Origin of the sequence: Thiothrix fructosivorans, assembly GCF_017349355.1 — a bacterium.
In the GTDB taxonomy this organism is placed as follows: Bacteria; Pseudomonadota; Gammaproteobacteria; order Thiotrichales; family Thiotrichaceae; genus Thiothrix; species Thiothrix fructosivorans.
Genome location: NZ_JAFMPM010000006.1, coordinates 1,145,449 through 1,171,534 on the forward strand (window position 1 = coordinate 1,145,449; position 26,086 = coordinate 1,171,534).

Consider the following 26,086-nt stretch of genomic DNA (forward strand, 5'->3'; position numbering starts at 1 on the left):
GCGTCATATCGCTGGTTTGAGAGCAAAAAATGCCGTCATTCAATGGAAAAACCTTAAGTTATTTGCCCAATCTCTGTGTGCTGCAGGCGTTGTTACGTGCTGTGTTGGCGGCTGAATTGTTGGCAATGGTCTTGGCGTTGGTTGTGGCAACGGATTTGCGGGATTTTGTGGTGAACCTTGGGTTGCATTCACTGTTTGTGCTGTGGGTGACACTTGCTTCTATGTTTACCCTGTGTTTTGTTGGTCGATTTTTAACCAATCCTTCGGTGTTGCAAGCCTCCAGCATTGTTTTTGCGACGACTGCGACGTTTACGTTGATTGCCTCGGTGCTGGGGTTATTGATGTCGGGCGGTAGTGATGCTGCCAATGATCTCGTCGCTAGTGCCTTGTTCGTGTTCAAGAATTTGGTGATTAGTCTGGTCATTACATTGGTATTGCTGCGCTATTTCTACATTCACGGTCAGTGGGAGGAAACGGTTGAAGCCGATTCCGCTGCTAAATACGATGCTTTGCAAGCGCGGATGCGCCCACACTTCTTGTTCAACAGCCTGAATACCATTGCGCACTTAGTACACATTGATCCGAACAAGGCAGAGGCGGCATTGTTGGACTTAGCCGATATTATGCGCCTTACACTCGATAAGCGGTCGCGAATTGCACTCAAAGAAGAGTTAGAGTTGACACTGGCGTATTTGCGTATGGAAAGTTTGCGCTTGGGTGAGAAACGTTTGCACATTAAGCTCGATATGGATCAAAACAGCTTGCCTTTGGATATGGATATTCCGCCGTTTTTGTTACAGCCATTGGTGGAAAATGCGGTCTATCACGGTGTGCAGCCGCGTCAAGACGGCGGTTTGGTGACGGTCAGTTTGTACGATGCGGGTGATCGGCTGGATGTTTGCGTGACGAATCCCTTGCCCCCATCCGGCATGAGCACTCATACCAAAGGTAACCATATTGCCCAAGAAAACATGGTCAAGCGGTTGCATTTGGCGTATGGCGACCGCGCTAATCTGAAAATCCAAAAGAACGTACAACAATACCGGGTTTCATTTTCCATCCCCAAGGAGTAGAAGAATTATGACATTGAAAATTTTAATCGTTGATGACGAGGAATATGCGCGTGCCCGCATTAAGGGGTTGTTGGCGAGCCAAGTCGATTACGGAGTTTGTGCAGAAGCCGAAAACGGGGTGGATGCAGTGATTATGACCGAACGTTATCAGCCTGACATCGTGCTTATGGATATTTCCATGCCCGGCATGGATGGGTTGGAAGCCGCTCGGCATATTTCGGGCATGGATAGCCCGCCAGCCGTCATATTCACCACAGCGTATGGTGAATATGCTTTAGAAGCCTTTTCAACAAAAGCAACAGGGTATCTTATGAAGCCTATTAGACAAGAACAATTATTACAAAGTCTGGAACAAGCCCGTTCACTGAACCGTGCGCAACGTATGGAAGCGCTGGAAAACCGCGAGGGTCGCAGCATGTTGTCGCGCAAGCATATTTGTGCGCGGATGCGTGGCAATCTCGAACTGATTCCCATCGAAGATGTGGTGTATTTCCAAGCTGACCAAAAATACGTGACTGTGCGTCACAAAAAGGGTGAGGTCATCATTGAAGAGTCACTGAAGTCGCTGGAAACCGATTTGGCGGATCGTTTTATCCGCATTCACCGCAATGCGCTGGTGTCTAAAACCGCGATTGCGGGGTTGTCTAAGTCATCGGTTGGGCGTACTCAAATTGTGTTGGATAACGTCAAAGACCAACTGGAAGTCAGCCGCCGTCATTTGGCGGAAGTACGCCGGTTTGTACGTAACCGTTAATTTCTCCTGTTTAGGGGCGTGAGTGTACACGCCCCTTTTTTTAGCTTACTGCACGGCTTTTTGCGCGGTAGCAATAGCTTCTTCCAAATAAGCACCGTAAAAATCAGGGCTGTTATAGCCTAATAAGCGTTCTGCTACTTCTTTGCCTTCGGCATTCAAAAACACGACGGTTGGTGTTAGCGCCGCATCGTGACGTGCTGCAAATGCTTCAGCATCTATTTTGTTGCCGTTGAAATCAACAATGCTTTCTTCATTATCCAGCGTGAAACGGCGGATCAGAATACGTGTGTCGTATTTGCCACTCGTTAGCATCGGTTGGAGGTATTCAGCTTCGAGTTGTTTGCAGAATCCGCAGTAGTCGGCACGAAATGCTAATAACAACGGCAATCCTTTCGCTTGCATTTCTTGTTGCAGTGCATGAAAATCATGGGCTTCCGCGATATTTCCATCCGCCTGCGCGGGTTGAGCTAGCGCCATTAGTATCAGTATTGCTGTGAGCACGGTGTGAGTAGGTCGTCGATTTACGTACATAATATTCTCCTCCTGAAGTGTAAGCCTTTATCATTCTTCAGTTTATAGACAAAATATAGGGCATTTAGTTGTGGCGGGATATTCCGAAAGGGATATATAATACGCGCCTGTTGCCTTAAGGGTGAGGATAAGCCCGAGTGGTTGACCGTATATTAGTATGTATTTATACTCCACTTGAACTTACGCACGAGAAGGCTATGCTTAGGCCTTCTCCAGAGGAGCAGATGCGAAGCATACTTATAATTCAATTCATCCTGATGCTGGCTGGTGTAGCAGTGTCGTCACATTATCAGGGTGAAGCAGCATTGTTGCCTGCTTTATATGGTGGTGCAATTGCACTCGCGAACACTCTGCTATTGTCCCGTCGCGTTGCGCAAGCGGGGGAGATAGCAAAAACCAGTCCACAGCAAAGCGTGAATGCTTTGTATTTCGGTGTGGTACAACGATTTGTATTTGTGTTGGTTGCGTTAGGGTTAGGGCTGGGCTACTTGAAGTTATCCCCTGTACCTTTGTTAGGCACGTTTATGGTGTCGCAACTGGCCTACATGCTGATGGGAACTCGCCAAGTCGAGTGATGCCAGCACGAGATTTTTTAACTTTGTGTACGGAGTGAATTGTGAGCGAATCAAATGCGCCAGCAATATCAAATCCTGTTGAGTACATCCAGCACCATCTAACCAACTGGAGTGTTGGCGTTGAACACGGTGAGCAAGTCAAGATTGTTGACTTCAGTGTCGTTCACGTCGATGTTCTGTTGTTTAGTGTGTTACTCGCAGGTTTGCTTGCTTTCTTTGCTTGGAAAATCGGCAAAAATCTCAATCCTGATAAGCCTACCGGGGCGCAAAACGTCGCGGAAACCATTGTTGAGTTCGTCAACCAACAAGTAAAAGACATTTTCCCCAATGCTGATGGTCTGATCGGGCCTTTGGCGATCACTATTTTTATGTGGGTTCTGTTCATGAACTCAATGGACTTCTTACCAGCCGATTTACTGCCAGCATTGGCGGGCGGTATTGCAGGTTTGTTTGGTGCTGACCCGCACCATGTCTACTTGAAAGTTGTCCCTACCACCAACTTGGACACCACCTTTGCATTGGCATTGTCCGTGTTTGCGCTGATCATCTTCTACAACATCAAGCACAAAGGTTTGGTGGGTTATATCAAGCAATTCTTGTTCCACCCCTTTGGTCCGTACCTGATGCCAGTCAATATCATCATGACAGCGATTGAGGAAGTGGCAAAGCCTGTCAGTCTCGGCCTTCGTTTGTTCGGAAACATGTTCGCAGGCGAATTGCTGTTCCTGTTGATTGCACTGTTGGCGTTCTCGGTTTGGGCAATGCCTGCACAGATTGCGCTGGGTTCACTCTGGGCGATTTTCCACATGCTGGTCGTACCGTTGCAAGCATTCATCTTTATGCTGCTGACTATCGTGTACTTAGGATTGGCTAGCCAGAGCGGCGAAGACCATTAACGATTTCTAGTTTTATTTTTTGATTTTTAACTTTTCTTGGAGACTTCACAATGGATGCAACTTCAATTGCAATGATCTATTCCTACACTGCGGTAGGCGTTGGCATTATCTTGGCGGCTGCTGGTTTGGGTTCAGCACTGGGCTGGGGTATGATCTGTTCTAAATTTATCGAAGGCATCGCTCGTCAACCTGAAATGCGTGCGCAATTGACCGGTCAAATGCTGTTCACTGGCGGTCTGATGGAAGCATTCCCAATGATCGTTCTGGGTATCTCCATGTGGTTCATCTTTGCTAACCCGTTCATCGGCGCAGCTAAAGCAGCACTGGGCGCTGGTTAATTCCCCGATTGTTAAACGTTGTTACTAACATTCGGAGGTTAACATGAACGTAACTGCAACCCTGATTGGTCAGATGATCGTTTTTTCGATCTTGGTCTGGTTCGTCAAGAGCGTACTGTGGGAACCGATGCTGAAAGTGCTGGAAGATCGTAAGGCGCGTATCGCCGATGGTCTCGCCGCTGCCGAAAAAGGCAAGCACGAAGAAGAATTGGCTCGCAAGCACGCATTGGATGAGCTGAAAAAAGCCAAAGCCGAAGCGGCCGAAATCGTTGCACAAGGCCAAAAGCGTGCAGCGGAAATCGTTGACGAAGCCAAGAATGCTGCTGTCGAAGAAGCAGGTCGCGTGAAAGTCGCAGCCCAAGCAGACATCGAGCAGGAAGTTTCCCGTGCGCGTGAAACGCTACGTACTCAAGTCTCTGCATTAGCAGTGGCAGGTGCGGAGAAAATTCTTGGTAAGGAAATTGATGCCAAAGCTCACGCGAAAGCATTGGATGAACTGGCTGCGCAAATTTAAGGTGGTGAACCATGTCTGATTTGACAACCGCTGCTCGTCCTTACGCCCGTGCGGTGTTTGAGATGGCGCAGGAAGCCGGGAAGCTGCCCCAGTGGTCAGCGCAACTGGCAGCCATGTCTGCGGTGGTCGCGGCTGAAGGTTCATCTGCCTTGTTGGCTCATCCTCGCATGACCAAAGAACAGAAAGCGACAGTATTCGGCGAGATTGCAGGTGATGCACTCGACGACCAAGGTCGCAATCTGCTCAAGGCACTGGCAGAGAATGACCGTTTTTCATTGTTACCTGAAATTTCCACCCTCTTTGAACAAATGAAGGCGGAAGCGGAAGGCGCGATTGAAGCGGAAATTATTTCTGCACAGGAAATGAGCGATGACCAGCAGCAGACCATTGCTGCGGCACTCCAAAAACGCTTGGGACGTGAGATTAAGCTCGTCACTAAAGTTGATCCAGCCCTGATGGGTGGCGCAATTATTCGCGCAGGTGACTTGGTGATTGACGGCTCAATCCAAAGCAGGCTGAAAGATATGAAGGCGGCGTTGGCGCGTTAAGCCCAGCCGATAATTGAGGAATAGCATATGCAACTTAACCCAACTGAAATCAGTGACCTGATCAAAAAGCGCATTAGCAGCTTTGAGTCTGGTGCTGAAGCTCGCACTGAGGGTACGGTTGTCTCCGTTACGGATGGTATCGTCCGCCTTCACGGGCTTGGCGATGTAATGTCCGGCGAGATGATCGAATTCTCCAACGGTTCTTACGGTCTGGCTTTGAACCTAGAACGTGACTCTGTCGGTGCGGTTGTCCTTGGTGATTACAAAAGTATCACCGAAGGCGACACTGTAAAATGTACTGGTCGTATCTTAGAAGTACCACACGGTCGTGGTTTGCTGGGTCGCGTTGTTGACGCACTGGGCAACCCGATTGATGGTAAAGGCCCGGTTGAAAACGACAGTTTCGCGCCAATTGAGCGTGTAGCACCGGGCGTTATCGAACGTAAATCGGTTGACCAACCGCTGCAAACTGGTGTGAAAGCACTCGACGCAATGGTACCCATCGGTCGCGGTCAACGCGAACTGATCATCGGCGACCGCCAAACCGGTAAAACAGCGGTAGCTGTTGATGCAATCATCAACCAAAAAGGCAAAAACGTAAAATGCGTTTACGTCGCGATTGGTCAGAAAGCGTCATCAGTAGCTAACGTAGTACGCAAACTCGAAGAGTACGGCGCACTGGAATACACGGTTGTGGTTGCGGCAACAGCGGCTGATCCAGCGTCCATGCAATACCTTGCGCCTTACGCGGGTTGCACCATGGGTGAATACTTCCGTGACCGTGGCGAAGACGCACTGATCGTATACGACGACTTGACCAAGCAAGCATGGGCTTACCGTCAAGTTTCCCTGTTGCTGCGCCGCCCACCGGGTCGTGAAGCGTATCCAGGGGACGTTTTCTATCTGCATTCCCGTTTGCTGGAACGTGCTTCCCGCGTTAACAAAGAATACGTTGAAGAGTTCACCAAAGGTGAAGTGAAAGGCCAAACCGGTTCATTGACCGCGCTGCCAATCATCGAAACCCAAGGTGGTGACGTTTCTGCCTTCGTTCCGACCAACGTTATCTCGATCACTGATGGTCAGATCTTCTTGGAAAGCGACCTGTTCAACGCGGGCATCCGTCCTGCGATCAACGCAGGTCTGTCAGTATCCCGCGTAGGTGGTGCTGCACAAACCAAGATCATCAAGAAACTCGGTGGTGGTGTGCGTTTGGCGCTTGCTCAGTACCGTGAATTGGCAGCGTTCTCGCAGTTCGCATCGGACCTCGACGAAGGCACTCGTAAGTCTTTGGCACGTGGTCAACGTGTAACTGAACTGATGAAACAGCCGCAATTCTCTCCGCTGTCCGTAGCAGAAATGGCTTTCTCCCTGTACGCCGCCAACGAGGGTTTCCTCGATGACGTGGACGCGAAGAAAATCGTGGATTTTGAAGCAGCAATGCTCAGTTACCTGCGTTCTTCTGAGAAGGCTCTGTTGGATAAGATCAACGAAAAAGGTGATTTCAACGGCGAGATTGAAAGTGCAATGAAAAAAGCACTGGAAACTTTCAAGTCGAAAAACACTTGGTAATGGGAGGTTATTCCTATGGCAGGTGGTAAAGAAATACTAAGCCAGATCAAGAGCATTAGTAATACCAAGAAGATCACGAAAGCAATGGAGATGGTTGCTGCATCCAAAATGCGCCGTGCGCAAGACCGGATGAAAGCTAGCCGCCCCTATGCTGAAAAAATGCGTCAAGTGGTGGGTCACTTGGCACATGGTCATCTTGAATACCAACACCCTTATACCCAGACACGCGAAACCGTGAAACGGGTTGGCTACATCATTATGTCCTCTGATCGGGGCTTGTGTGGTGGTTTGAACGTCAACTTGTTCAAGCAAGCGTTGCGTAGCATTGCCGAGTGGAAAAAGCAGGATGTCGAAGTCGACATCTGCGTCTTCGGTGCTAAGGCTGCTGCGGCGTTTCGGCGTTACGGGATTGTCGCCCAGAAAACCCACATGGGCGATGCCCCAAAAGTGGCGGATATGGTCGGCACGGTCAAGGTGATGCTGGATGCTTACGAGGAAGGCCGGATTGATCGCCTTTTCTTGGTCGAGAATGAATTCGTCAACAGCATGACCCAAAAACCGCAGGTGACTCAGCTCATCCCGCTGGTGGCATCTGCGACGGATTCAATCAAGCACCATTGGGACTACATCTACGAACCTGAGTCGAAAGAAGTCATTGATGCGTTGATGCAGCGTTACATTGAATCACTCATTTACCAAGGCGCGGTTGAAAACGTGGCTTGTGAAATGGCAGCGCGGATGGTCGCAATGAAGAGCGCCTCCGACAATGCTGGCACCATGATTGATGATTTGAAGCTGATCTACAACAAGGCGCGTCAAGCGGCAATCACTCAGGAAATTTCCGAGATTGTTGCGGGTGCTTCAGCGGTCTAAGGCTGTTACGGATTTTAAATTTTAGTGAGGTACTGAATAATGAGTACTGGAAACATCGTTCAAGTCATCGGCGCGGTTGTTGACGTGGAATTCCCACGTTCTGCTGTGCCAGCGGTCTACGATGCGTTAACAGTAGCCGACCAAGGTCTGACCTTGGAAGTCCAGCAGCAGTTGGGCGACGGCATTGTACGCACTATCGCGATGGGTACGTCTGACGGCGTAAAGCGCGGTATGCAAGTGGTGAATACAGGTGCACCGATTTCTGTTCCAGTCGGAACAGGGACATTGGGGCGCGTGATGAACGTATTGGGCGAAGCGATTGATAACGCTGGCGACATCGTTCACGACAAGAAAATGCCAATCCACCGTGCGCCTCCCGCGTATGATGAATTGTCATCCGGTATCGACATTCTGGAAACTGGCATCAAGGTTATCGACCTGATCATGCCAATCGCCAAGGGTGGTAAAATCGGTCTGTTCGGTGGTGCGGGTGTAGGTAAAACCGTAACCCTGATGGAGTTGATCAACAACATCGCAAAACAGCACAGTGGTCTGTCTGTATTCGCGGGCGTTGGTGAACGTACTCGTGAAGGGAACGACTTCTACCACGAAATGACAGAAGGCGGCGTTATCGACAAGGTAGCACTGGTTTACGGTCAGATGAATGAACCACCGGGCAACCGTTTGCGCGTCGCGTTGACGGGTCTGACCATGGCGGAGCATTTCCGTGACGAAGGTCGTGACGTTCTGATGTTCGTTGACAACATCTACCGTTACACACTGGCGGGTACGGAAGTATCCGCACTGTTGGGTCGTATGCCATCAGCGGTAGGTTATCAGCCAACACTGGCGGAAGAAATGGGCGCACTGCAAGAGCGTATCACTTCCACTAAAACTGGCTCGATCACCTCGTTCCAAGCGGTTTACGTTCCTGCGGATGACTTAACTGACCCATCCCCAGCAACTACGTTCGCCCACTTGGATGCGACACTGGTATTGTCACGTAACATCGCAGAACTGGGTATCTACCCTGCGGTTGACCCGTTGGATTCCACCTCCCGCCAGCTTGACCCGCTGGTAGTAGGGTTGGAACACTACAGCATTGCGCGTGGTGTCCAAGGCATCCTGCAACGTTACAAAGAACTCAAGGACATCATCGCGATCTTGGGTATGGACGAACTCTCTGACGAAGACAAACAAGTCGTCGGTCGTGCACGTCGTATCCAACGCTTCCTGTCCCAGCCGTTCTTCGTAGCGGAAGTGTTCACGGGTTCACCGGGTAAATACGTTACCCTGAAAGAAACCTTGAGCAGCTTCAAAGCCATCCTCAACGGTGAATACGACCACCTGCCTGAACAGGCATTCTACATGGTCGGCGGCATCGACGAAGTTGTTGAAAAAGCTACGAAGCTCTAAGGGGGCATCATGGCGATGACATTTCATTTGGACGTAGTGACGGCAGAACAACAATTGTTCTCCGGCATGGTCGAAGAAGTGATTGCACCGGGTGCAATGGGTGACTTAGGCATTATGCCGCGTCACTCGCAGTTGATTTCCAAGCTGCGTGCAGGCGAATTGCAGTACAAAACCTCAGACGGGATGGCATCGCTGTTCGTCTCCGGTGGTGTGCTGGAAGTTCAGCCACACGTGGTGACAGTATTGGCTGACACCGGGATGCGTGCGGAAGACCTCGACGAGGCCGCCGCTCGCGAAGCGATGAAGCAAGCTACCGACGCACTGCAAGGCAAAGACCCAGAAGACCTCGATTATGAGGCGATCCAGACTGAGCTGGAGTCAGCGAAGGCGCAGATCGAAATGCTGCACCGGATTGGTAAGCTACGCGGTCACTGAGTTTCGACGAGTCCGCAACACGAAAAAGCTCCCATCTGGGGGCTTTTTTTATGGGTGTTACTTGCACGTAATAATAAATAATTCAAGATATTGATAATAAAGATTGATTTTTTATAATGTAAATATAATCCGCACCTATCGAAATAACTAATCCATAGGGGCTACACCATGATTTCACGACGACTGCTTGTGACTGCGGTACTGACCGCGCTCGCCACTACTGCCTGTAATGACAATAATAACAATAATTTGAATCAGACTAACGGCAATGCCACTAAGGTTGCCAGCCGTTACTACCTCGCCCCAGAAGCGGCAGGAAACAGCGCATCCATTAATGGTGTTGATGTTTCTACGGGGAAAATAACGTATGACACAAATGACATGGCCACCAGTCAATTGACATTATCCCGCCAATATTCCTCCGCAGGTGTAAGCCCTGACGCAATGGGCGGCTGGCAGCACAACTACAGCAGCAGCCTCGATGCAGGCGGCATTCCCACCACAGAATGGCAAGGCGCAAAAAGCACTGAATACCCCGATGCTGAAACCGCCTGCGAATCCGGTTGGCAACAAATCAGCGGCAGCGCCTACAACGGTCAACTGCAAACCGCTGATGCTGTGTTTAACGCGGGCTTGTGTGAACTCAAACTCAACGGCACAACCGTCGCCCGCCTGCCCGTGCAAGGCAGCGACGGCAACAGTAGCTACCCCGTCCACATCCTCACCCGTGCCGACGGTAGCCGCATCACCTTCTACGAACAAAACGGCGAATGGGCAACCACCACCCGCGAACCCTACCAACTGGCATCCACCGCCAGCGGCTGGAACGTCACCACCCCTGACGGCAGCGTGGAAAGCTACAACCTCGCAGGCAAATTCGACAGCATCACTAACCCACAAGGGCAAACCACCACCCTCAGCTACAATGGCGCGGGGCAACTGGAAACAGTCACCAGCCCTTTCGGACAAGCCCTGACCTTTAGCTACACCGATGGCAAACTCACCCAAGCAAAAAGTGCCGCAGGCACAACCGCCTATGCCTACGGCGCAGATGGCAAACTGTCACAAGTTACCCTCCCCGACGGTGGCACTCAGAGTTACTGCTACACCGCCGACGGCAAGCTCGACAGTATCAGCGACGCAACGGGTGCAGTGGTTGCCCGTTACACCTACGACACCGAAGGGCGAGTCATTCACACCGAAGCCGCAGCAGGCACACAAGCCCGCGCCTTCGCCTACAACGGTGCAGAAACCAGCGTTACCGACGTAGCCAACGCCACCACCGACACCTACGCCCACCGCATCATCCACAGTTTGGCACGGGCAACCCGCAGCACCGACAGCGCAGGTGCAGTGGAAACCACCGAATACGACACCAACGGCTACCCGACTAAAACCGTGGACAAAAACGGTCTTGTCACGCTGACCACATGGAACGCCCGTGGTCTTCCCGAATCCACCACGACAGCCGCAGGCACAGCCCAAGCCCGTACCATCGTAACGGAATGGCATCCCCACTTCCGCAAACCCAGCAAGCAGGTTGCGGCGGGCATGGTCACGCTGTACGAATACGACACTGACGGCAAACTGACCAACACCACCGCAGGCAGCCCCGCAGCCACCGCCAGCCGGATGTCCGCGAGAAGTGCCACTACCCAGCTACAAGCGATGCGCAGCATCAGCAGCCGCGCCGCCCTCAAATCCGCAGGCTACGAAGTCCAAGAAAGCACCATTGCCTACAACGACGCAGGGCAACCCACGGAAACCATCGCCCCGAACGGTGCCTCCACCCACTACGATTACGACACCGCAGGCAACCAAACCGCCGTCACCAACGCGCTCAACCACACCAGCAAAACACTGAAATACGATGCCGCCGGACGCGCCCTCAAAACCCGAGATGAAAACGGTTTGACCACCACCAACGTCTATGATGTTGCCGGACGTTTGACCAATAGCACCACCAACGGGCAAACCACTACCTACGCTTACGACGTGGCAGGTCGCCAAACCAAAACGACTTACCCCGATGGCAGCTATAGCACCACCGCTTACGATGCCGCAGGCAACACCGCCAGCACCACCGACGCGCAAGGCACTGCCACCACCTACACTTACGATAGCAACGGCAACCAGCTAACCGAAAGCCTCACCGATGCGTCAGGCAACACCCGCCAAACCAGCCGCCGCGACTATAACGCCCTAAACCAATTGGAAAAATCCACCGATGCCGACGGCAACGTGACCACTTACGGCTACGACAAGGCAGGCAACCAAACCAGTGTCACCGATGCGTCAGGGCGCGTGACCACCCACGAATACGACCCACAAAACCGCTTGGTCAAAACCACCGATGCAGCAGGTGGTATCACCCAATACGCCTACGATGCCGACGGCAACCGTACTACCGTCATTGCCGCCAACGGCGCAACCACCGCTTATGTCTACGACAACTTCCAGCGTATGACGGGCGAAACCAGCCCTGACCGTGGCAATACCACCAACACTTACGACATCAGCAGCAACCTCAAAACCAGCGCCGATGCCAATGGCAACACTGCTATGCATGAATATGATTTACTCAACCGCAAGGTCAAAACCACGTGGCAGGATGGCAGCATCGCCACTTGGGACTACGACAATTGCACCAACGGCATTGGCAGGCTCTGCACCCTCACCGATGGCAGCGGCAGCACCACTTATACCTACGACAACGAAGGGCGGACTACCCAGAAAACTCAAACCATCGGCAACTCCACCCTGTTCCACCGCTACGCCTACACTGCTGATGGCAAGCTGCAAAGCGAAATTCTCCCCAGTGGTGCAACTATTGGCTACACTTACACCCAAGATAAATTGACTGGGATCAGCATCAATGGGCAAGCGTACATGAGCAACATCCGCTACACCGCAGCAGGGCAGGTGGCAAGTTGGCAATGGGCAGATGGCACGACCTACCAGAAAACCTATGATGCCAACAATAGGCTAAAAACCTTCCCACTCGGCGGCACTGTCCGCACCCTCAACTACGACAGCGTAGGTAATATCACGGGTTGGGACGACAACAACGATGCCGCCAAAGCCAAGCACTTCAGCTACGACCTGCTCGACCGTTTGGATGGATACACCGCAGCGAATGAAGCGCAAGCGTTCCAGTACGACCCCAACGGCAACCGCACCGCCAAAACTGACAACGGCAACACCACGGTTTATGGACTCCAAGCCAACAGCAACCGCCTGACCCAAATTGGCAGTACTGCACAAGCGCAAGACGCTAACGGCAACTTGCTCAACGATGGCACACATGCCTACACCTACAACGCGCAAAACCGCCTTGCCAGTGTTGACGGTACAACAGCCTACACCTATAACGCCGACGACCAACGGGTAAAGAAGACCACCCCAACGGGAACGACCCTGTACGCATGGGATAATGAGCGCATCATCGGCGAATACGATCAAAACGGCGCGGGGCAACAGGCAAGTGAAACGGTTTACTTCGGCAGCACGCCAGTAGCGGTAATTCAGAACGGCAATGTTTACCGTATTTATGCTGACCAGATTGACACCCCGCGCATCATTACCGATGCAGCAGGCAAAACGGTTTGGATGTGGGACAGCAAGCCGTTTGGTGAAACTGCACCCAACGAAGACCCCGACAAAGACGGCTTGGTGCTGCGCCACAACCCGCGATTTCCCGGACAAACCTTTGATGCTGAAACCGGGCTGCATTACAACTTCCACCGTGACTACAACCCCGCAACGGGACGGTATGTGCAGAGTGACCCGATTGGGTTGGATGGGGGGATGAATTCATTTGGGTATGTTGAAGGAAACCCATTAACTTTTTATGATGAAAATGGGCTTAAGTTGAAATATGAAGCAGGAAAAATAGAGAAATACTACAAGCCCTTGGTTGACAAAATAAAGAATATAAATAGCACGGGAAAAAAATTAATAGATTTCATTGTAAATGCCCCCAATACATTTACTATAAAATATATGGAAGGCACTACTGGCTCTCTAAAAACAACCCGGGATTTGTATCTCGATCCTGCTGTTACATATAAAATGTGTGCAAGAGCGGTAAATGATAAAAAGAAAACTGTCGTGACAGCCACTTCAAATCAATTAAGAATATTTACTCATGAACTTGGGCATGTTGCGGGTGCATCAGACAATGGGGCAGGAGAAATGAACAATGTAAATGCTTGGGAAAATCCGATTGCCAAAGACTTTGATAGTTATATTCGCACGCAATATAATAGTCCGCCAAAATATAAATGCGCACCTTGATTGATATTGGAAGGAGATTTTTAATGAAATATTATATGATTGTTCTTTTGTTTTTAGCTGGATGTTCTACTGCGATTGTCAATGATGAGCATATAAAAAATTCCAAATATAGTGAGTTCTTTCAGGTTAAATCTGCTGATCTTATTGAGTGCAGGAGAACTGGACATACTCATGGACTCTTATTAATTGCTGAAAATAATTTTGAAAAGAACACTAAAAATAAAATGCTTTCATTTGTTGGTTCTGATGGATATTCAAAGTGTCACCCATCGGGACTTCCTAATGAATTTGATTATGGGAAATATGATATTAGATGTTTGAACTCTGATGCTGGTCATCCTGATGATGTGTGCCAGTCTGCATATGTCAGTGCTTACAACGCTCTGGTCTTCAAGTATCTCAAGTCTCGATAGATCATAAACTAGCAGAAAACAAAAGGCTTCTTCGGAAGCCTTTTTGCTGCGCCGCATCTGCTCATCAACAAGTCAGATGAAACACTATAGTATTTCTCTGATGTATCACTACAAATGAAAATCCAATTAATTATTGAAAATCAATGCCATGCGTTGATTTTTGCACTGTAGTACTACATCGAAGAAAGACTATACAACACAGCGTTGTCCATGTTTGCGGGTGTTGGTGAACGGACTCGTGAAGGCAACGACTTCTACCACGAAATGACAGAAGGCGGCGTTATCGACAAGGTAGCACTGGTTTACGGTCAGATGAATGAACCACCCGGCAACCGTCTGCGCGTCGCGTTGACTGGTCTGACGAAGGCCGTGACGTGCTGATGTTCGTTGACAACATCTACCGTTACACGCTGGCGGGTACGGAAGTATCCGCACTGTTGGGACGTATGCCATCGGCGGTAGGTTATCAGCCAACACATTCACCCCACTTGACTCCACCTCGCGTCAGCTTGACCCGCTGGTTGTTGGTCAAGAACACTACAGCGTAGCGCGTGGCGTGCAAGGTATCCTGCAACGTTACAAAGAACTCAAGGACATCATCGCGATTTTGGGTATGGACGAACTCTCTGACGAAGACAAACAAGTCGTCGGTCGTGCGCGTCGTATCCAACGCTTCCTGTCCCAGCCGTTCTTCGTAGCGGAAGTGTTCACGGGTTCACCGGGTAAATACGTTACCCTGAAAGAAACCTTGAGCAGCTTCAAAGCCATCCTCAACGGTGAATACGACCACCTGCCTGAACAGGCATTCTACATGGTCGGCGGCATCGACGAAGTTGTTGAAAAAGCTACGAAGCTCTAAGGGGGCATCATGGCGATGACATTTCATTTGGACGTAGTGACGGCAGAACAACAATTGTTCTCCGGCATGGTCGAAGAAGTGATGCGTGCGGAAGACCTCGTCAGGGTGGTGTGTGCATGTGCTCAGGTCATTCAAAGTTGGCGTGCCGGGTTTTCAGGAATGATTCCTTAAGCTGCTGCTGATGGATGATTTCAGCCACGATCAGGTCGAAATAAATCAGGGTGGAGATTTCAAAAAGGCTTTCGATACCGTTTGTGCTGTCCATTGCCTAACAAACAGACCGCCTTAAAGGCGGTCTGCCATGCGTCTTTCCTTTGCGGTGGGCGTCACGAAGCATTGGCTAATTCTGCAACAGAAAGCGTGTAATCCAACAGCGGCCGTATCCTTGAGCGTTAGAATGATTCGGGATTTACCGGATTCTCATTTACTACGGGAATAGCCCAAAGGTGGTGCTTGTGAACTTGGCACTGCCAGAGCCGACTTTCAGGGTGGTTGTCACCGTTTTCTTGAGGGCGGAGGCGGAGGTGTGGCGTACCTGCACGGTGTCACCACTATTGAGTTTTCCGGCAACCGTGGTGTAGGTTCCATTATTGATCCGGTATTCCCCTCCCGTGACACTGACGGGCGTCGGGGTATTGATGCCGGTGATGGTTACTACCCCGGATTCCTGAAGAGTTGATGGGGGCACCTTGGTTTTGGCAGCAAAGCTGAACTTGTCAGGGGTGGTATCCAGTGTCATGGTGGTGCTTGTGAACTTGGCACTGCCTGAGCCGACTTTCAGGGTGGTTGTCACCGTTTTCTTGGAGGCAGAGGCTGAGATGTGGCGTACCTGCACGGTGTCACCACTATTGAGTTTTCCGGCAACCGTGGTGTAGGTTCCATTATTGATCCGGTATTCCCCTCCCGTGACACTGACGGGCGTCGGGGTATTGATGCCAGTGATGGTTACTACCCCGGATTCCTGAAGAGTTGATAGGGGCACCTTGGTTTTGGCAGCAAAGCTGAACTTGTCAGGGGTGGTATCCAGTGTCATGGTGGTGCTTGTGAACTTGGCATTGCCTGAGCCGACTTTCAGGGTGGTTGTCACCGTTTTCTTGGCGGTGGAAGCGGAAGTATGGCGTACCTGTACGTTATTACCACGGTTTAGTGTCCCGGCAACCGTGGTGTAAGCCCCACTGTTGATCCGGTATTCCCCTCCCGTAACACTGACGGGCGTCGGGGCATTGATACCGGTGATGGTCACTACCCCGGATTCCTGAAGAGTTGATAGGGGCGCATTGGTTTTGGCAGCAAAGTTGAATTTGTCAGGTGTAGTGTCGGCTTTTGCAGTTTTGCTGCTGAATGTGCCTGATACCCCCCCAATGGTCAGGGTTGTGGTGGTACTAGCTAGTGCTTGGCTAGAAGACGTATGGCGAACCTTTACGCTGTTACCATTGTTGACCTTGCCTGCGCTGCTAGTGAAGCTGCTACCATTGATGCTGTATTCCCCGCCTGTGGTGCTGATGTTGGCTGCGGTGTTGATGCCGCTGACAGTGATTTCATTGGATGTGATCAGGGCAGATAGATCTACACCACTTGAGTTGATAAAACTAAAGGTGTCAGGCGTAGTATCTGGCGTTCTCCCCGTTAGATGTACAATACTAACGGATTGGAGTGCCATGCCAACATAACTGCTACCCCACGCCATTGGATGGGTGGCATAATCCCACGTATCATGCAAGTATACCGTCTGCGTGGAGTCGTCATACCCGACCCCTACAATGGTATGGCCTGCGAGGTTTAACATCACAGGGTTGCCTGCGTCGATTTCCGACTTATAGTTGGCAAAGGAAAATCCTCCTGCAACTTGATTGTCAGTTTTTTGGTTATAACAGTCTGTGACGGTATAGCCTTTTGCCTCATAAAATAGCTTTCTTCCTAGGGTTCCATCTCTCGTTATGCCCAATCTAGGCATATCCGCACAGTTCAGCTTGGATGCACTGTTGTAACCCCAGAAATTGGTCGAACCATCGATATTACCGTAAGCGGATTGGCTGGTTTTCATGTAGTCTCCAATGGCACTTTTCCATCCCCACATGTGTTGCGACCAGTTATTCGTAATGTAAGGGTCAGGAGCAGTACTGTTATATTGAACCCAATAGTCGTCGATAGAACCTCGACCCATCCGACCATCCACCCCATCTTTGGAGGCGATCAACGGGCAGTTTGAATAAGTCGCGTACCCATCTGACCAAATCGGCCAGACGCTGTTATTTAGAGGCATGACCCCCCCATTGGTGGGACCGGTGTAGATATTTGGGTATCCATTCCTGTCGTAGAATGCGGCAATCATCGCCCCGGAAACTGCGGAACAGCCAAAAACCCAGTCGTACCCAGGAACTGTTAACGTATTGATACCCGCAGCCGTGTCAGGATATGGCAGTGATACCGATTGTTGTTGCTCCAGCACATAACCAGCCGGTGGCGTTGGGGGGCCATTGATAATTTCCTCTAGAAGGACTTCCCCATTTTTAAGAATAATCTGGTTAAGGGTAAAATACTTGGTGCTTTGGATAGTCAGCGCGTCGCCTTCTATGGCGGCGGCTGTGGGGGCTATATTGCCATAATCACCATAAGCCGGATTGATTATCTGAAGACTGATAAGAATCAGTACAATGATCTGCTTAAACAAGTGCATGGCATTCTCCTAAATGTAAGATGTAAGTACAAGAGTTTTGCTCAAGTCCATGATTTTATGTGACAAGATCTTATCGCGCCCATTTTCGATAGACTTGGATGATGTAATATAAGTCGATTTTCGCCGCAGACTTGATTAAGCCATTTAATTTGATGTGTAAGTATTGATATACATCAACTTTATTGATTTTTGTGTGTTTATATAAAACTAATGTATTGCACGGATGGTAATTCAGCGCGTAGTAGTTGGGTGAACTTGCATAAACGACATCAAAGTTCCATAGGATTCTGGGAATGACTTCCACGTTCGTTGGGTTTCTCTGCTTGACATCCTCCCCGTCCTTCAGGGAGGGGAGGATGTCAACTGAAAGCATCCAGTCTGGAAAAGATTAATGGTTATCACAAAAAAAGCCCTTCATCCAGAATAGACAAAGGGCCATCAGAGGGGCGTGGCAAACAGCAATTAATCGAGGAGTTGCTGCTCTTCGTAAACACCGTCACCATTGGCATCGACATTAACCTGGACAACACCATAGCTGATAACCACAATCCTAGCCTTGCTGTTGTTTGCCCCTGACAGAACCATACTACCTGCCATTGGTTCGCTGTAGGTGTCGAATCTGATTGGCGTGGTGGTGCTGATGTTGATACAGCCTTCACTTCCGACACAGGCTTTGCCAGAAATGTTCATTGAGGTAGAAAGATCAGCATTTTCGCTGGCATTGATAGTCATATCGACTAATTCTTCTTTCCCTGTGCTGGTCTTGACGTGTAACTGAGTGGCAAATGTTCCCGTTTTGGTTGCTGGATTGGTATTCAGGCTTACTGTTCCAGTGATCGTTCCTGATTCTTCCCCAGTTTTTACGGTCGAGCCATTGAAAGTTATTTTCACTGCGGTTGGTTCGCTATAAGTGCTGTTGTAGGCAGTGACATTCACGTCAACTGAGCCATCCATCAGGCCATCATTGATAGTACATTGTTTGAACATCATCCTGACGCTACCGGTATGGGTGGTGTCATCGATATTGCCGGAGGTCATGATACTACCCCCTCCAGAACACGGCTTAGATTCGCTGATAGCCCGCGCCTGATAGCGATCAGGTTGAATTTTTTCCATCACCAGAGCAGTTACTGTCTGTTGTACTTGTAGCAGATGACTGTTTGTACCTGACTCTGTTGGGCGGCGTACTGCCGCGCTGAATCCAGCAGCAGCGGTATTGATGCTTGTGGTCCCCAAGATGGTATCGGCAAATGCCTTGGCATTTTGGGCTGTCACTTTTGCAGCAGCTCGGGAACCTGTATAGGCGCTGTCTGCTGCTGAGGACGTGGATGCAGATGAACCACCGCCACCGCAGGCGACCAGTACCCCGGATAACGTGAATGTTGTGAGAACTGTGCTAAACTTCATGAAAAGTACCTCGCCATTGATAAAGTTTTTAAAACGATACTCACATTATTATAGTATTCCGTTGGTTGTTTTTCACATGAATATATTAATAATTTATGGGTGTTATTTTCATAAATTATTTTATGTGTTGAGGGTGCATTCCCTGTTTGTGTACGGGAAACTGACCCACATAATAATTCCACTCGCAAGCACTGGTTTTTTTCAATGCTTCATCGCGTTACACTAGGCATCTTTGCAAAACCGTGTGAACGCGATGACAGCTAGCCACCCGATTCGGGAAATTCCTTATAACTATACCTCCTTTTCCGACAAGGAAATCGTGCAACGCTTATTGGGCGCACGTGCGTGGGACATTCTGCAAGACTTACGTGAAAAACGCACCACGGGTATTTCCTCGCACATGCTCTTGGAAATTCTCGGCGATATGTGGGTCGTGCAACGCAACCCGTACATTCATGACGATTTGCTGGAAAACCGTGAACGCCGTCAATCACTCCTCGATACCCTTAACGGGCGCGTAGAAAAGATTGAAGAACGTGCTAACGGCAATACGCTCACCTTAGAATTGATGGTGATTGCGCGTAATGCCTTGGCACAGTTTGCCGAAGCCTTCCGTGCTGAATATGATTTGCGCGAACAAACCCGCAAACGTCTGCACAAACTCACCCGCAAAGACAATATTCAATTCGATGGGCTGGCGCGTGTTTCCCACGTCACCGATGCGACTGACTGGCGCGTGGAATTACCGTTTGTGGTACTGACCCCCGATACCGAAGAAGAAATGGCGGGGTTGGTCGGGGCGTGTATTGAACTCGGTCTAACCGTGATTCCGCGAGGGGGTGGCACGGGTTACACCGGTGGGGCAGTGCCGCTGGATGCACGTAGTGTGGTCATCAATACTGAAAAGCTCGAATTCATCAGTGAAGTCCAGCACCGCAACAATTTGCCCGGTGTGGATAAAACCGTGGCGGTGGTGCGCACGGGTGCAGGCGTGATTACTCGCCGCGTTTCCGACCTCGCAGGCAAGCACGGTCTGGTGTTCGCGGTCGACCCCACCTCGCAAGATGCCTCCACCATTGGCGGCAATATCGCCATGAATGCGGGCGGCAAAAAAGCGGTGTTGTGGGGTACGACCCTCGACAATCTGCTGTCATGGCGCATGGTCACGCCGGATGCGGATTGGTTGGAAGTCACGCGTTTAAACCACAACCTCGGCAAAATTCACGACCAAAAAGAAGTGTTATTTTCGGTGCAACGCTTTGCACCGGATGGCAAAACGCGTCAGGGTGAGCCGCAGATTCTCACCTTTGAAGGTCGCTATTTCCGCAAGGAAGGGCTGGGCAAAGATGTTACCAACAAATTCCTAGGTGGTTTGCCCGGTATTCAGAAAGAAGGTTGTGATGGTTTAATCACCTCCGGCGAGTTTATTTTGCACCGGATGCCTGAGCAAATTCGTACCGTCTGTCTGGAATTTTACGGCACGGATTTGCACGAAGCCGTCCCCGCGATTGTGGAAGTGAAAGACTACCTCGATGGACGCAATGATGTGCTGCTTTCCGGTTTGGAACACCTCGACGAACGCTACGTCAAAGCGGTGAAATACACCCCGAAAGGTGCACGCGGCATGTTGCCGAAAATGGTGCTGATTGCTGACATTGTGGGCGATGACGAAAAAGCCGTTGCCGAATCTGCCGCTGAAGTGGTGCGTTTAGCCAATGCGCGGAATGCAGAAGGTTTCGTGGCGATCAGCCCCGAAGCACGCCGCCAGTTCTGGGCAGATCGTTCGCGCACCGCTGCGATTGCAGCGCATACCAACGCCTTTAAAGTTAACGAAGACGTGGTAATCCCACTGCACAATTTGGCACGTTATACCGAGGGCATCGAAACCCTTAATATTCGCCAGTCAATGCAAAACAAGCTGCGCATGGTGGATGGTTTGTTGGAATACTTGGCGGGTGATTTGCCGGAATTGCGTGCTGTCGCCGATTACGAAGCCAGTGCCGAACGCAGCTCCATTTGGGCGAACAAGCTGGCGCACGCGGTGGATTACCTTCAGCAACGCAAAGTGCTGTGGGAACAGATTTTGGCGAATTTCGATGCACCCGCAGCGGCACATCAGGATTTGTTGGATGACGCCGCCAAAGTTGCACAACGCCCGCAAGACCGCATGATTGATTTGCTCTTACGGCGCGAATTGCGCATTTCGTACCGCAAGGAAATCATTAAACCGTTGCAGGAAATGTTTGCGGGGCGCGAGTTAGAGCCGTTGATGCAGGCAATGGAGCACATCCACCGCCGCATTCGCACCAGCCGTTTGTTCGTGGCACTGCACATGCACGCGGGCGATGGCAATGTACACACCAATATTCCGGTGAACTCCAACGATTACGGTATGTTGCACGAAGCCGAGCGCATGGTGGATGCGATTATGGTGCTGGCGCGTTCGTTAGATGGGGTGATTTCCGGCGAACACGGCATCGGCATTACCAAGTTCCAGTATTTAGATGCGCGTGAAATCAACGAATTTGCGGGTTATAAGCAGGAAATTGATCCACACGGGCATTTCAACAAAGGTAAGTTGTTACCCGGTTCGGGCTTGCAAAATGCCTATACGCCGTCGTTGCGTTTGGTGGAACGCGAAGCCTTGTTGTTGGAACACAATGAACTCGGTGCGCTGAATAACGACATCAAAGATTGCTTGCGCTGTGGTAAGTGCAAGCCGGTGTGCAATACGCATATTCCGCGTGCCAATTTGTTATATTCGCCGCGCAATAAGATTCTGGCAACTGGCTTGATGATTGAAGCGTTTTTGTACGAAGAACAGACGCGGCGCGGCGTTTCCATTCGCCATTTCGATGAAATGAACGACGTGGCGGATCATTGCACCGTGTGCCACAAGTGCTTTAACCCTTGCCCCGTGAACATCGACTTCGGCGAAGTCAGTGTGCGGATGCGCAGCATTTTGCGGGAACGTGGCAAGAAAAAGACCAGTCCGGTAACGTGGGCATCCATGCAATTCCTGAATATGAAAGACCCGACGCAAATCAATTTGATGCGCACGGGGATGATCAAGTTTGGCTACAAGGCGCAACGTTTTGCCTATTCGTTGGCAAAAAATGCGGGCTTGTTGGGCGGCGATAAGCGACCTGCGGCAACGCTGGGCAAGCCTGCCATTAAGGAACAGGTGATTCAGTTCATCAAAAAGCCGTTACCGAAAGGGCTTCCGGCAAAAACCACGCGTGCCATGCTGGGGTTGGAAGATGATAGCGTGATTCCGATTTTGCGTGACCCTGTGAAAACGGCGGATAAGCGTGGCGATGCGGTATTTTATTTCCCCGGCTGCGGCTCAGAACGGCTGTTTAGTCAGGTGGGTTTGGCGACCTTGGCGATGCTGTATGAAACGGGTGCAACCACGGTATTGCCGCCGGGTTATTTGTGCTGTGGCTACCCGCAAAACGCGGGCGGTGATCTGAAAAAAGGCACGCAAATTTCCACCGAAAACCGCGTTTTGTTCCACCGTGTTGCCAATGCGTTGAGTTACCTCGACATTAAGACGGTGGTGGTATCGTGCGGGACGTGCATGGATCAATTGCTGAAGTATGAGTTCGGCAAGATTTTCCCCGGCTGCCGCCTGCTCGATATTCACGAATATTTGCTAGAAAAAGGTGTGAAAATGAACGGGGTGAGCGGTATTCAATACGTTTACCACGACCCGTGTCACACACCGATGAAGCAGGTTAATCCGCTAAAAGTCGCGCAGGAATTGACAGGTTCTAACGTGGTGTTGAGCGAACGTTGCTGCGGTGAAGCAGGCACATTTGCGGTCAGCCGCCCCGACATTGCTAGCCAATTACGTTTCCGTAAAGCCGAAAGTCTCAAAGAAGGCATTAAGGAATTGACGGGCAGCGACATGGCACACAATGGCAATGTGAAAATCCTCACGTCTTGCCCCGCGTGTCAGCAAGGGTTATCACGCTACGCCGATGATACCGGCATGGAAACCGATTACATTGTGGTGGAAATGGCGAATCACTTGCTGGGTAAGGATTGGCAGCAAGGTTTCGTCGGCAAAGCAACCCACGGCGGGATCGAGAAAGTCTTGCTCTAATGCTGATGCTTAGCGCCATTCTACCTAGGTAGTCAGCATGTAACCCGCGCCGTAGACCGTTTTGATCAGGCGCGGGTTGCTAGGGTCGGCTTCGAGCTTTTTGCGGATGCGTGATATGCGCACGTCAATGCAGCGATCAAAACCGCTGTCACGCTCTTTCAACAATTGTTCCCGCGACAAAATTTGTTTCGGGTTTACTGATGTAATCATCTGCGCCCAGCTCCAATCCCAAGATGCGATCGGGCAGGCTATTACGCTCCGACAAAATAATCACCCCCGTTTGGCAGGTATCTATTAATTGCCGTACCAAGCGCAAACCGTCCATATCTGGCAAACCTAAGTCAATGATCATCAGGTCTGGCTTGTGGCGTTTCATGTGGCGGGTGTTTAACCGGAAAGAAAAGCCTAAAGCTGGAGAGGCGGATGCTTTGTCTTCTGCCGTATCCAGTTAATCGCTGTCAGCACGCCTTTGCGTTCGATAAACCAGCGTTCTAGCGCAAATTTTCCCGGAAAGTTCATAATCCCCAGCCCAATCAGAATGGTCAGAATGCCTTGCCCCGGCAATACCAGCATCGCAACTCCTGCCAATAATACGGGTAAACCCAGCAAATTTCGCACGATGGTATGAGGTTGCAGCATGATATGCCAAGCGTGTGGGTCACGCGGACGGGTGAAGTAATCGACGGGAATGCGGCTCACAAACCACGGCAGTAATAGCAGCGAGAGCACAAAGGTGACAGCCGATAAAATGCCAAGCCAGATAAATAACATGTCCAACAAAAAACCCCAACGTGGTGAACGATGGGGTTGATTGTATGCCTATCGAGTCAACGCTGCGCTTAACCTTTAGCTCTCAGGGTTAGCCTTGATCTTGTGAATGCTCAAGTCTGCACCGTTGTATTCTTCCTCTTGCGAGAGACGCAGACCCAACGTCTTTTTCAGGATGCCATACACCACGAAACCGCTGGCGGTGGCAATGCTAATACCGAGCAGTGTGCCGACCACTTGCGCCCCAAAGCTAACCCCGCCGACACCGCCGAACGCTTCCAGCCCGAAGATGCCCGCCGCAATGCCGCCCCAAGCACCACACAAGCCATGCAGAGGCCAAACACCCAACACGTCGTCAATTTTCAGCTTGTTTTGCGCCAAGGTGAATGCCCATACGAAGAGCGCACCCGCTACGCCACCGACAAACAATGCCGCGAGTGGGTGCATAATATCCGAACCCGCACAGACGGCGACCAGACCCGCCAAGGGACCGTTGTGGACGAAACCGGGGTCATTTCTGCCTGCAATCAATGCGGTGATAATACCGCCGACCATCGCCATTAAGGAGTTGATCGCGACTAGCCCGCTGATGCCGCCGATTTTCTGCGCTGACATGACGTTAAAGCCGAACCAGCCGACTGCCAAAATCCATGCACCAATCGCCAGAAACGGAATGCTGGACGGCGGGTGAGCTGACATCGGTTGCCCGTGTTTATTGTAGCGCCCATGCCGATGCCCCAGCAGAATCACCGCGCCCAGCGCGATCCAACCCCCCATCGCATGAACCACAACCGAACCTGCAAAGTCGTGGAAGGTATAACCAAACATGCCTTTGATCCAACCTTGTACGCCTTGCGGATTGATAGGGTCAATATTCCAGATCATGCCTTCAAAGAAAGGGTAAATGAATGCCACAATTACAAAAGTGGCAATGAGTTGCGGGTAAAATTTCGCACGTTCCGCAATACCGCCCGAAATAATCGCCGGAATCGCCGCCGCAAAGGTGAGTAGGAAGAAGAATTTTACCAGATCGTAGCCATTATTGGCGGCGAGGCTGCTGGCACTGCTGAGGAAGCCGGTTTGGTAAGCCACCCAATAACCGATAAAGAAATACGCTATTGTTGAAACGGCAAAATCCACAATGATTTTAACCAGTGCATTGACCTGATTTTTGTGGCGTACTGTGCCGACCTCCAAAAAAGCGAAGCCTGCGTGCATCGCGAGTACCATGACTGCCCCCATCAATACGAATAGGGTATCTAAGGCAGAAACCAGTTGCTCCATACCGAACCTCTCAACACTTAAGCAAAATAATGAGGCCCAATCATAACCACTTGATAATCAATGCCTAGTAGGCAATGCACGAAATTAGGGATACAGGCAGCATTTTTAATTAAGGGGTGGTTTTTACGGATTGAATAATCACTATTAACGTGCAATGAGCTTTTTAAGCACTATAATGGTGCATTCATTGCACCATGATTGTCGTTAAGGGTGCAGCGGCGTATAGCCTTTGACCAAGCGTTTCGCCTGCGACAGATTTGCGTATATGATTGTCAGGTAAGGATACGTTGGAGAATTTAGGATGAATACAGTGTCACGCATCATCAAGCTCGACGGGTTGTCGTTGCCTAGTTTAAGCCTCTTTTTTGGTGGCTTTCTGTGGGTCATTTCACTCACGCAAGTGGTTTTTTATACCGATCAAGGCGTTGTCATGGGTTATTGGGTGGGGGCAACGGGCTGGTTGGGCTTTGCGTTGTTCCAATTTGCATGGTACGCCAATTTATTGGAATTGCTGGGCGTGTTGTTGATGGCGCGTTATCCGAATCGGGCGATGTTGCTGGCGGTTTTAGGGGTGATTTTGGCGGGGCAAGCCTTTTGGTTTACGGATATTCCGGGGCAGGCAACGAATATGCAGGTGATTGGTTTGGGGGCTGGTTTTTGGTTTTGGTATACCAGTATGGTACTGGTGACGTTAGGGGTGATCTTTGGTTCGGTGGAAGAAGAGCCAGCTTCCTCCACCGCCCAAAAGTGAG

The 26,086-nt window shown here is 50.5% G+C and carries 23 protein-coding genes and 1 pseudogene; 17 read left to right on the forward strand and 7 right to left on the reverse strand.

The features are described 5' to 3' along the window. The first annotated feature begins 89 nt into the window (after positions 1 to 89). Positions 90 to 1,073 (forward strand): sensor histidine kinase, encoded by a 984-nt coding sequence (locus tag J1836_RS09025; protein ID WP_242632784.1) that lies wholly within the window; start codon positions 90 to 92, stop codon positions 1,071 to 1,073. A 7-nt stretch (positions 1,074 to 1,080) separates the two neighbouring features. Beyond that, positions 1,081 to 1,827: a LytR/AlgR family response regulator transcription factor gene (locus tag J1836_RS09030; RefSeq protein WP_207250799.1), complete on the forward strand. Its 747-nt coding sequence runs from the start codon at positions 1,081 to 1,083 to the stop codon at positions 1,825 to 1,827. Between the two features lie 45 nt (positions 1,828 to 1,872). Here J1836_RS09030 and J1836_RS09035 read toward each other — a convergent pair whose 3' ends face one another. Then, the gene (locus J1836_RS09035; RefSeq protein ID WP_207250800.1) at positions 1,873 to 2,304 is read right to left on the reverse strand and encodes a thioredoxin family protein; all 432 of its coding nucleotides are present in this window, start codon (positions 2,302 to 2,304) and stop codon (positions 1,873 to 1,875) included. A gap of 278 nt (positions 2,305 to 2,582) precedes the next feature. On the opposite strand from J1836_RS09035, the gene J1836_RS09040 reads away from it, so the two are divergent. The 13 genes and pseudogenes from J1836_RS09040 to J1836_RS09100 all read left to right on the forward strand — a co-directional run bounded on the left by J1836_RS09040 (position 2,583) and on the right by J1836_RS09100 (position 15,261). After that, entirely contained in the window at positions 2,583 to 2,933 is a 351-nt protein-coding gene (locus J1836_RS09040; RefSeq protein ID WP_207250801.1) for an ATP synthase subunit I, read from the forward strand. A 41-nt stretch (positions 2,934 to 2,974) separates the two neighbouring features. Further along, complete coding sequence (gene atpB, locus J1836_RS09045) at positions 2,975 to 3,829, forward strand: F0F1 ATP synthase subunit A (RefSeq protein ID WP_207250802.1); 855 nt, start codon at positions 2,975 to 2,977, stop codon at positions 3,827 to 3,829. A 50-nt stretch (positions 3,830 to 3,879) separates the two neighbouring features. Then, on the forward strand, positions 3,880 to 4,167 hold the full coding sequence (atpE, locus tag J1836_RS09050; RefSeq protein WP_202716014.1) for a F0F1 ATP synthase subunit C: 288 nt from the start codon (positions 3,880 to 3,882) through the stop codon (positions 4,165 to 4,167). A 43-nt stretch (positions 4,168 to 4,210) separates the two neighbouring features. After that, positions 4,211 to 4,681: a F0F1 ATP synthase subunit B gene (locus J1836_RS09055; RefSeq protein WP_207250803.1), complete on the forward strand. Its 471-nt coding sequence runs from the start codon at positions 4,211 to 4,213 to the stop codon at positions 4,679 to 4,681. 11 nt (positions 4,682 to 4,692) lie between these two features. Continuing rightward, positions 4,693 to 5,229: a F0F1 ATP synthase subunit delta gene (locus tag J1836_RS09060; protein ID WP_207250804.1), complete on the forward strand. Its 537-nt coding sequence runs from the start codon at positions 4,693 to 4,695 to the stop codon at positions 5,227 to 5,229. A gap of 27 nt (positions 5,230 to 5,256) precedes the next feature. After that, complete coding sequence (gene atpA, locus J1836_RS09065) at positions 5,257 to 6,798, forward strand: F0F1 ATP synthase subunit alpha (protein ID WP_207250805.1); 1,542 nt, start codon at positions 5,257 to 5,259, stop codon at positions 6,796 to 6,798. A 15-nt stretch (positions 6,799 to 6,813) separates the two neighbouring features. Beyond that, entirely contained in the window at positions 6,814 to 7,671 is an 858-nt protein-coding gene (atpG, locus tag J1836_RS09070) for a F0F1 ATP synthase subunit gamma (RefSeq protein WP_207250806.1), read from the forward strand. A gap of 39 nt (positions 7,672 to 7,710) precedes the next feature. Further along, positions 7,711 to 9,087, forward strand: a complete 1,377-nt coding sequence (atpD, locus tag J1836_RS09075; RefSeq protein ID WP_207250807.1) for a F0F1 ATP synthase subunit beta — start codon at positions 7,711 to 7,713, stop codon at positions 9,085 to 9,087. A gap of 9 nt (positions 9,088 to 9,096) precedes the next feature. After that, entirely contained in the window at positions 9,097 to 9,522 is a 426-nt protein-coding gene (locus J1836_RS09080; RefSeq protein WP_207250808.1) for a F0F1 ATP synthase subunit epsilon, read from the forward strand. 168 nt (positions 9,523 to 9,690) lie between these two features. Further along, on the forward strand, positions 9,691 to 13,818 hold the full coding sequence (locus J1836_RS09085) for an RHS repeat-associated core domain-containing protein (protein WP_207250809.1): 4,128 nt from the start codon (positions 9,691 to 9,693) through the stop codon (positions 13,816 to 13,818). A 23-nt stretch (positions 13,819 to 13,841) separates the two neighbouring features. Beyond that, positions 13,842 to 14,231 carry a hypothetical protein gene (locus J1836_RS09090; RefSeq protein WP_207250810.1) on the forward strand — a complete coding sequence of 130 codons (390 nt, stop codon included), beginning with the start codon at positions 13,842 to 13,844 and terminating at the stop codon, positions 14,229 to 14,231. A gap of 195 nt (positions 14,232 to 14,426) precedes the next feature. Further along, a pseudogene (locus tag J1836_RS09095) lies at positions 14,427 to 15,090 on the forward strand (ATP synthase beta subunit C-terminal domain-containing protein); the annotation flags it as partial. 9 nt (positions 15,091 to 15,099) lie between these two features. Next, positions 15,100 to 15,261: a hypothetical protein gene (locus J1836_RS09100; protein WP_207251538.1), complete on the forward strand. Its 162-nt coding sequence runs from the start codon at positions 15,100 to 15,102 to the stop codon at positions 15,259 to 15,261. Positions 15,262 to 15,517: 256 nt separating this feature from the next. Here the strand turns inward: J1836_RS09100 and J1836_RS09105 are convergent, their stop codons facing one another. Both J1836_RS09105 and J1836_RS09110 read right to left on the reverse strand, forming a co-directional pair. Beyond that, on the reverse strand, positions 15,518 to 17,353 hold the full coding sequence (locus J1836_RS09105) for a C39 family peptidase (RefSeq protein WP_207250811.1): 1,836 nt from the start codon (positions 17,351 to 17,353) through the stop codon (positions 15,518 to 15,520). Between the two features lie 876 nt (positions 17,354 to 18,229). Continuing rightward, positions 18,230 to 19,174 (reverse strand): hypothetical protein, encoded by a 945-nt coding sequence (locus J1836_RS09110; RefSeq protein WP_207250812.1) that lies wholly within the window; start codon positions 19,172 to 19,174, stop codon positions 18,230 to 18,232. Between the two features lie 253 nt (positions 19,175 to 19,427). Between J1836_RS09110 and J1836_RS09115 the strand changes: the two genes are divergently transcribed. Next, positions 19,428 to 23,282 (forward strand): DUF3683 domain-containing protein, encoded by a 3,855-nt coding sequence (locus J1836_RS09115; protein ID WP_207250813.1) that lies wholly within the window; start codon positions 19,428 to 19,430, stop codon positions 23,280 to 23,282. 24 nt (positions 23,283 to 23,306) lie between these two features. On the opposite strand, the gene J1836_RS21525 is transcribed toward J1836_RS09115, so the two are convergent. The 4 genes from J1836_RS21525 to J1836_RS09130 form a co-directional block, all read right to left on the reverse strand. Then, positions 23,307 to 23,444, reverse strand: a complete 138-nt coding sequence (locus J1836_RS21525; RefSeq protein ID WP_242632785.1) for a winged helix-turn-helix domain-containing protein — start codon at positions 23,442 to 23,444, stop codon at positions 23,307 to 23,309. Next, the gene (locus tag J1836_RS21530; RefSeq protein WP_242632786.1) at positions 23,431 to 23,658 is read right to left on the reverse strand and encodes a response regulator transcription factor; all 228 of its coding nucleotides are present in this window, start codon (positions 23,656 to 23,658) and stop codon (positions 23,431 to 23,433) included. Before J1836_RS21530 ends, J1836_RS21525 begins: the two co-directional genes overlap by 14 nt. 29 nt (positions 23,659 to 23,687) lie before the next feature. Continuing rightward, positions 23,688 to 24,053: a PGPGW domain-containing protein gene (locus J1836_RS09125; protein WP_242632787.1), complete on the reverse strand. Its 366-nt coding sequence runs from the start codon at positions 24,051 to 24,053 to the stop codon at positions 23,688 to 23,690. A 75-nt stretch (positions 24,054 to 24,128) separates the two neighbouring features. Next, positions 24,129 to 25,334, reverse strand: coding sequence for an ammonium transporter (locus J1836_RS09130; protein WP_207250815.1), 1,206 nt, complete (start codon positions 25,332 to 25,334; stop codon positions 24,129 to 24,131). 301 nt (positions 25,335 to 25,635) lie between these two features. Between J1836_RS09130 and J1836_RS09135 the strand changes: the two genes are divergently transcribed. Then, positions 25,636 to 26,085, forward strand: coding sequence for a hypothetical protein (locus tag J1836_RS09135; protein ID WP_207250816.1), 450 nt, complete (start codon positions 25,636 to 25,638; stop codon positions 26,083 to 26,085). Position 26,086: the final 1 nt, after the last annotated feature.

Bases quoted from the DNA above. Each gene is read 5' to 3' on its own strand.
- J1836_RS09105 (WP_207250811.1), bottom strand. From the start codon at position 17,353: ATGCCTCTAAATAACAGCGTCTGGCCGATTTGGTCAGATGGGTACGCG.
- J1836_RS09115 (WP_207250813.1), top strand. From the start codon at position 19,428: ATGACAGCTAGCCACCCGATTCGGGAAATTCCTTATAACTATACCTCC.
- J1836_RS09085 (WP_207250809.1), top strand. From the start codon at position 9,691: ATGATTTCACGACGACTGCTTGTGACTGCGGTACTGACCGCGCTCGCC.
- J1836_RS21530 (WP_242632786.1), bottom strand. From the start codon at position 23,658: ATGAAACGCCACAAGCCAGACCTGATGATCATTGACTTAGGTTTGCCA.
- J1836_RS09090 (WP_207250810.1), top strand. From the start codon at position 13,842: ATGAAATATTATATGATTGTTCTTTTGTTTTTAGCTGGATGTTCTACT.
- J1836_RS09125 (WP_242632787.1), bottom strand. From the start codon at position 24,053: ATGTTATTTATCTGGCTTGGCATTTTATCGGCTGTCACCTTTGTGCTC.
- J1836_RS09100 (WP_207251538.1), top strand. From the start codon at position 15,100: ATGGCGATGACATTTCATTTGGACGTAGTGACGGCAGAACAACAATTG.
- atpG (WP_207250806.1), top strand. From the start codon at position 6,814: ATGGCAGGTGGTAAAGAAATACTAAGCCAGATCAAGAGCATTAGTAAT.
- J1836_RS09135 (WP_207250816.1), top strand. From the start codon at position 25,636: ATGAATACAGTGTCACGCATCATCAAGCTCGACGGGTTGTCGTTGCCT.
- J1836_RS09030 (WP_207250799.1), top strand. From the start codon at position 1,081: ATGACATTGAAAATTTTAATCGTTGATGACGAGGAATATGCGCGTGCC.
- J1836_RS09060 (WP_207250804.1), top strand. From the start codon at position 4,693: ATGTCTGATTTGACAACCGCTGCTCGTCCTTACGCCCGTGCGGTGTTT.
- J1836_RS09110 (WP_207250812.1), bottom strand. From the start codon at position 19,174: ATGAAGTTTAGCACAGTTCTCACAACATTCACGTTATCCGGGGTACTG.
- J1836_RS09035 (WP_207250800.1), bottom strand. From the start codon at position 2,304: ATGGCGCTAGCTCAACCCGCGCAGGCGGATGGAAATATCGCGGAAGCC.
- atpD (WP_207250807.1), top strand. From the start codon at position 7,711: ATGAGTACTGGAAACATCGTTCAAGTCATCGGCGCGGTTGTTGACGTG.
- J1836_RS09080 (WP_207250808.1), top strand. From the start codon at position 9,097: ATGGCGATGACATTTCATTTGGACGTAGTGACGGCAGAACAACAATTG.
- atpA (WP_207250805.1), top strand. From the start codon at position 5,257: ATGCAACTTAACCCAACTGAAATCAGTGACCTGATCAAAAAGCGCATT.
- J1836_RS09130 (WP_207250815.1), bottom strand. From the start codon at position 25,334: ATGGAGCAACTGGTTTCTGCCTTAGATACCCTATTCGTATTGATGGGG.
- J1836_RS09040 (WP_207250801.1), top strand. From the start codon at position 2,583: ATGCGAAGCATACTTATAATTCAATTCATCCTGATGCTGGCTGGTGTA.
- atpE (WP_202716014.1), top strand. From the start codon at position 3,880: ATGGATGCAACTTCAATTGCAATGATCTATTCCTACACTGCGGTAGGC.
- J1836_RS09055 (WP_207250803.1), top strand. From the start codon at position 4,211: ATGAACGTAACTGCAACCCTGATTGGTCAGATGATCGTTTTTTCGATC.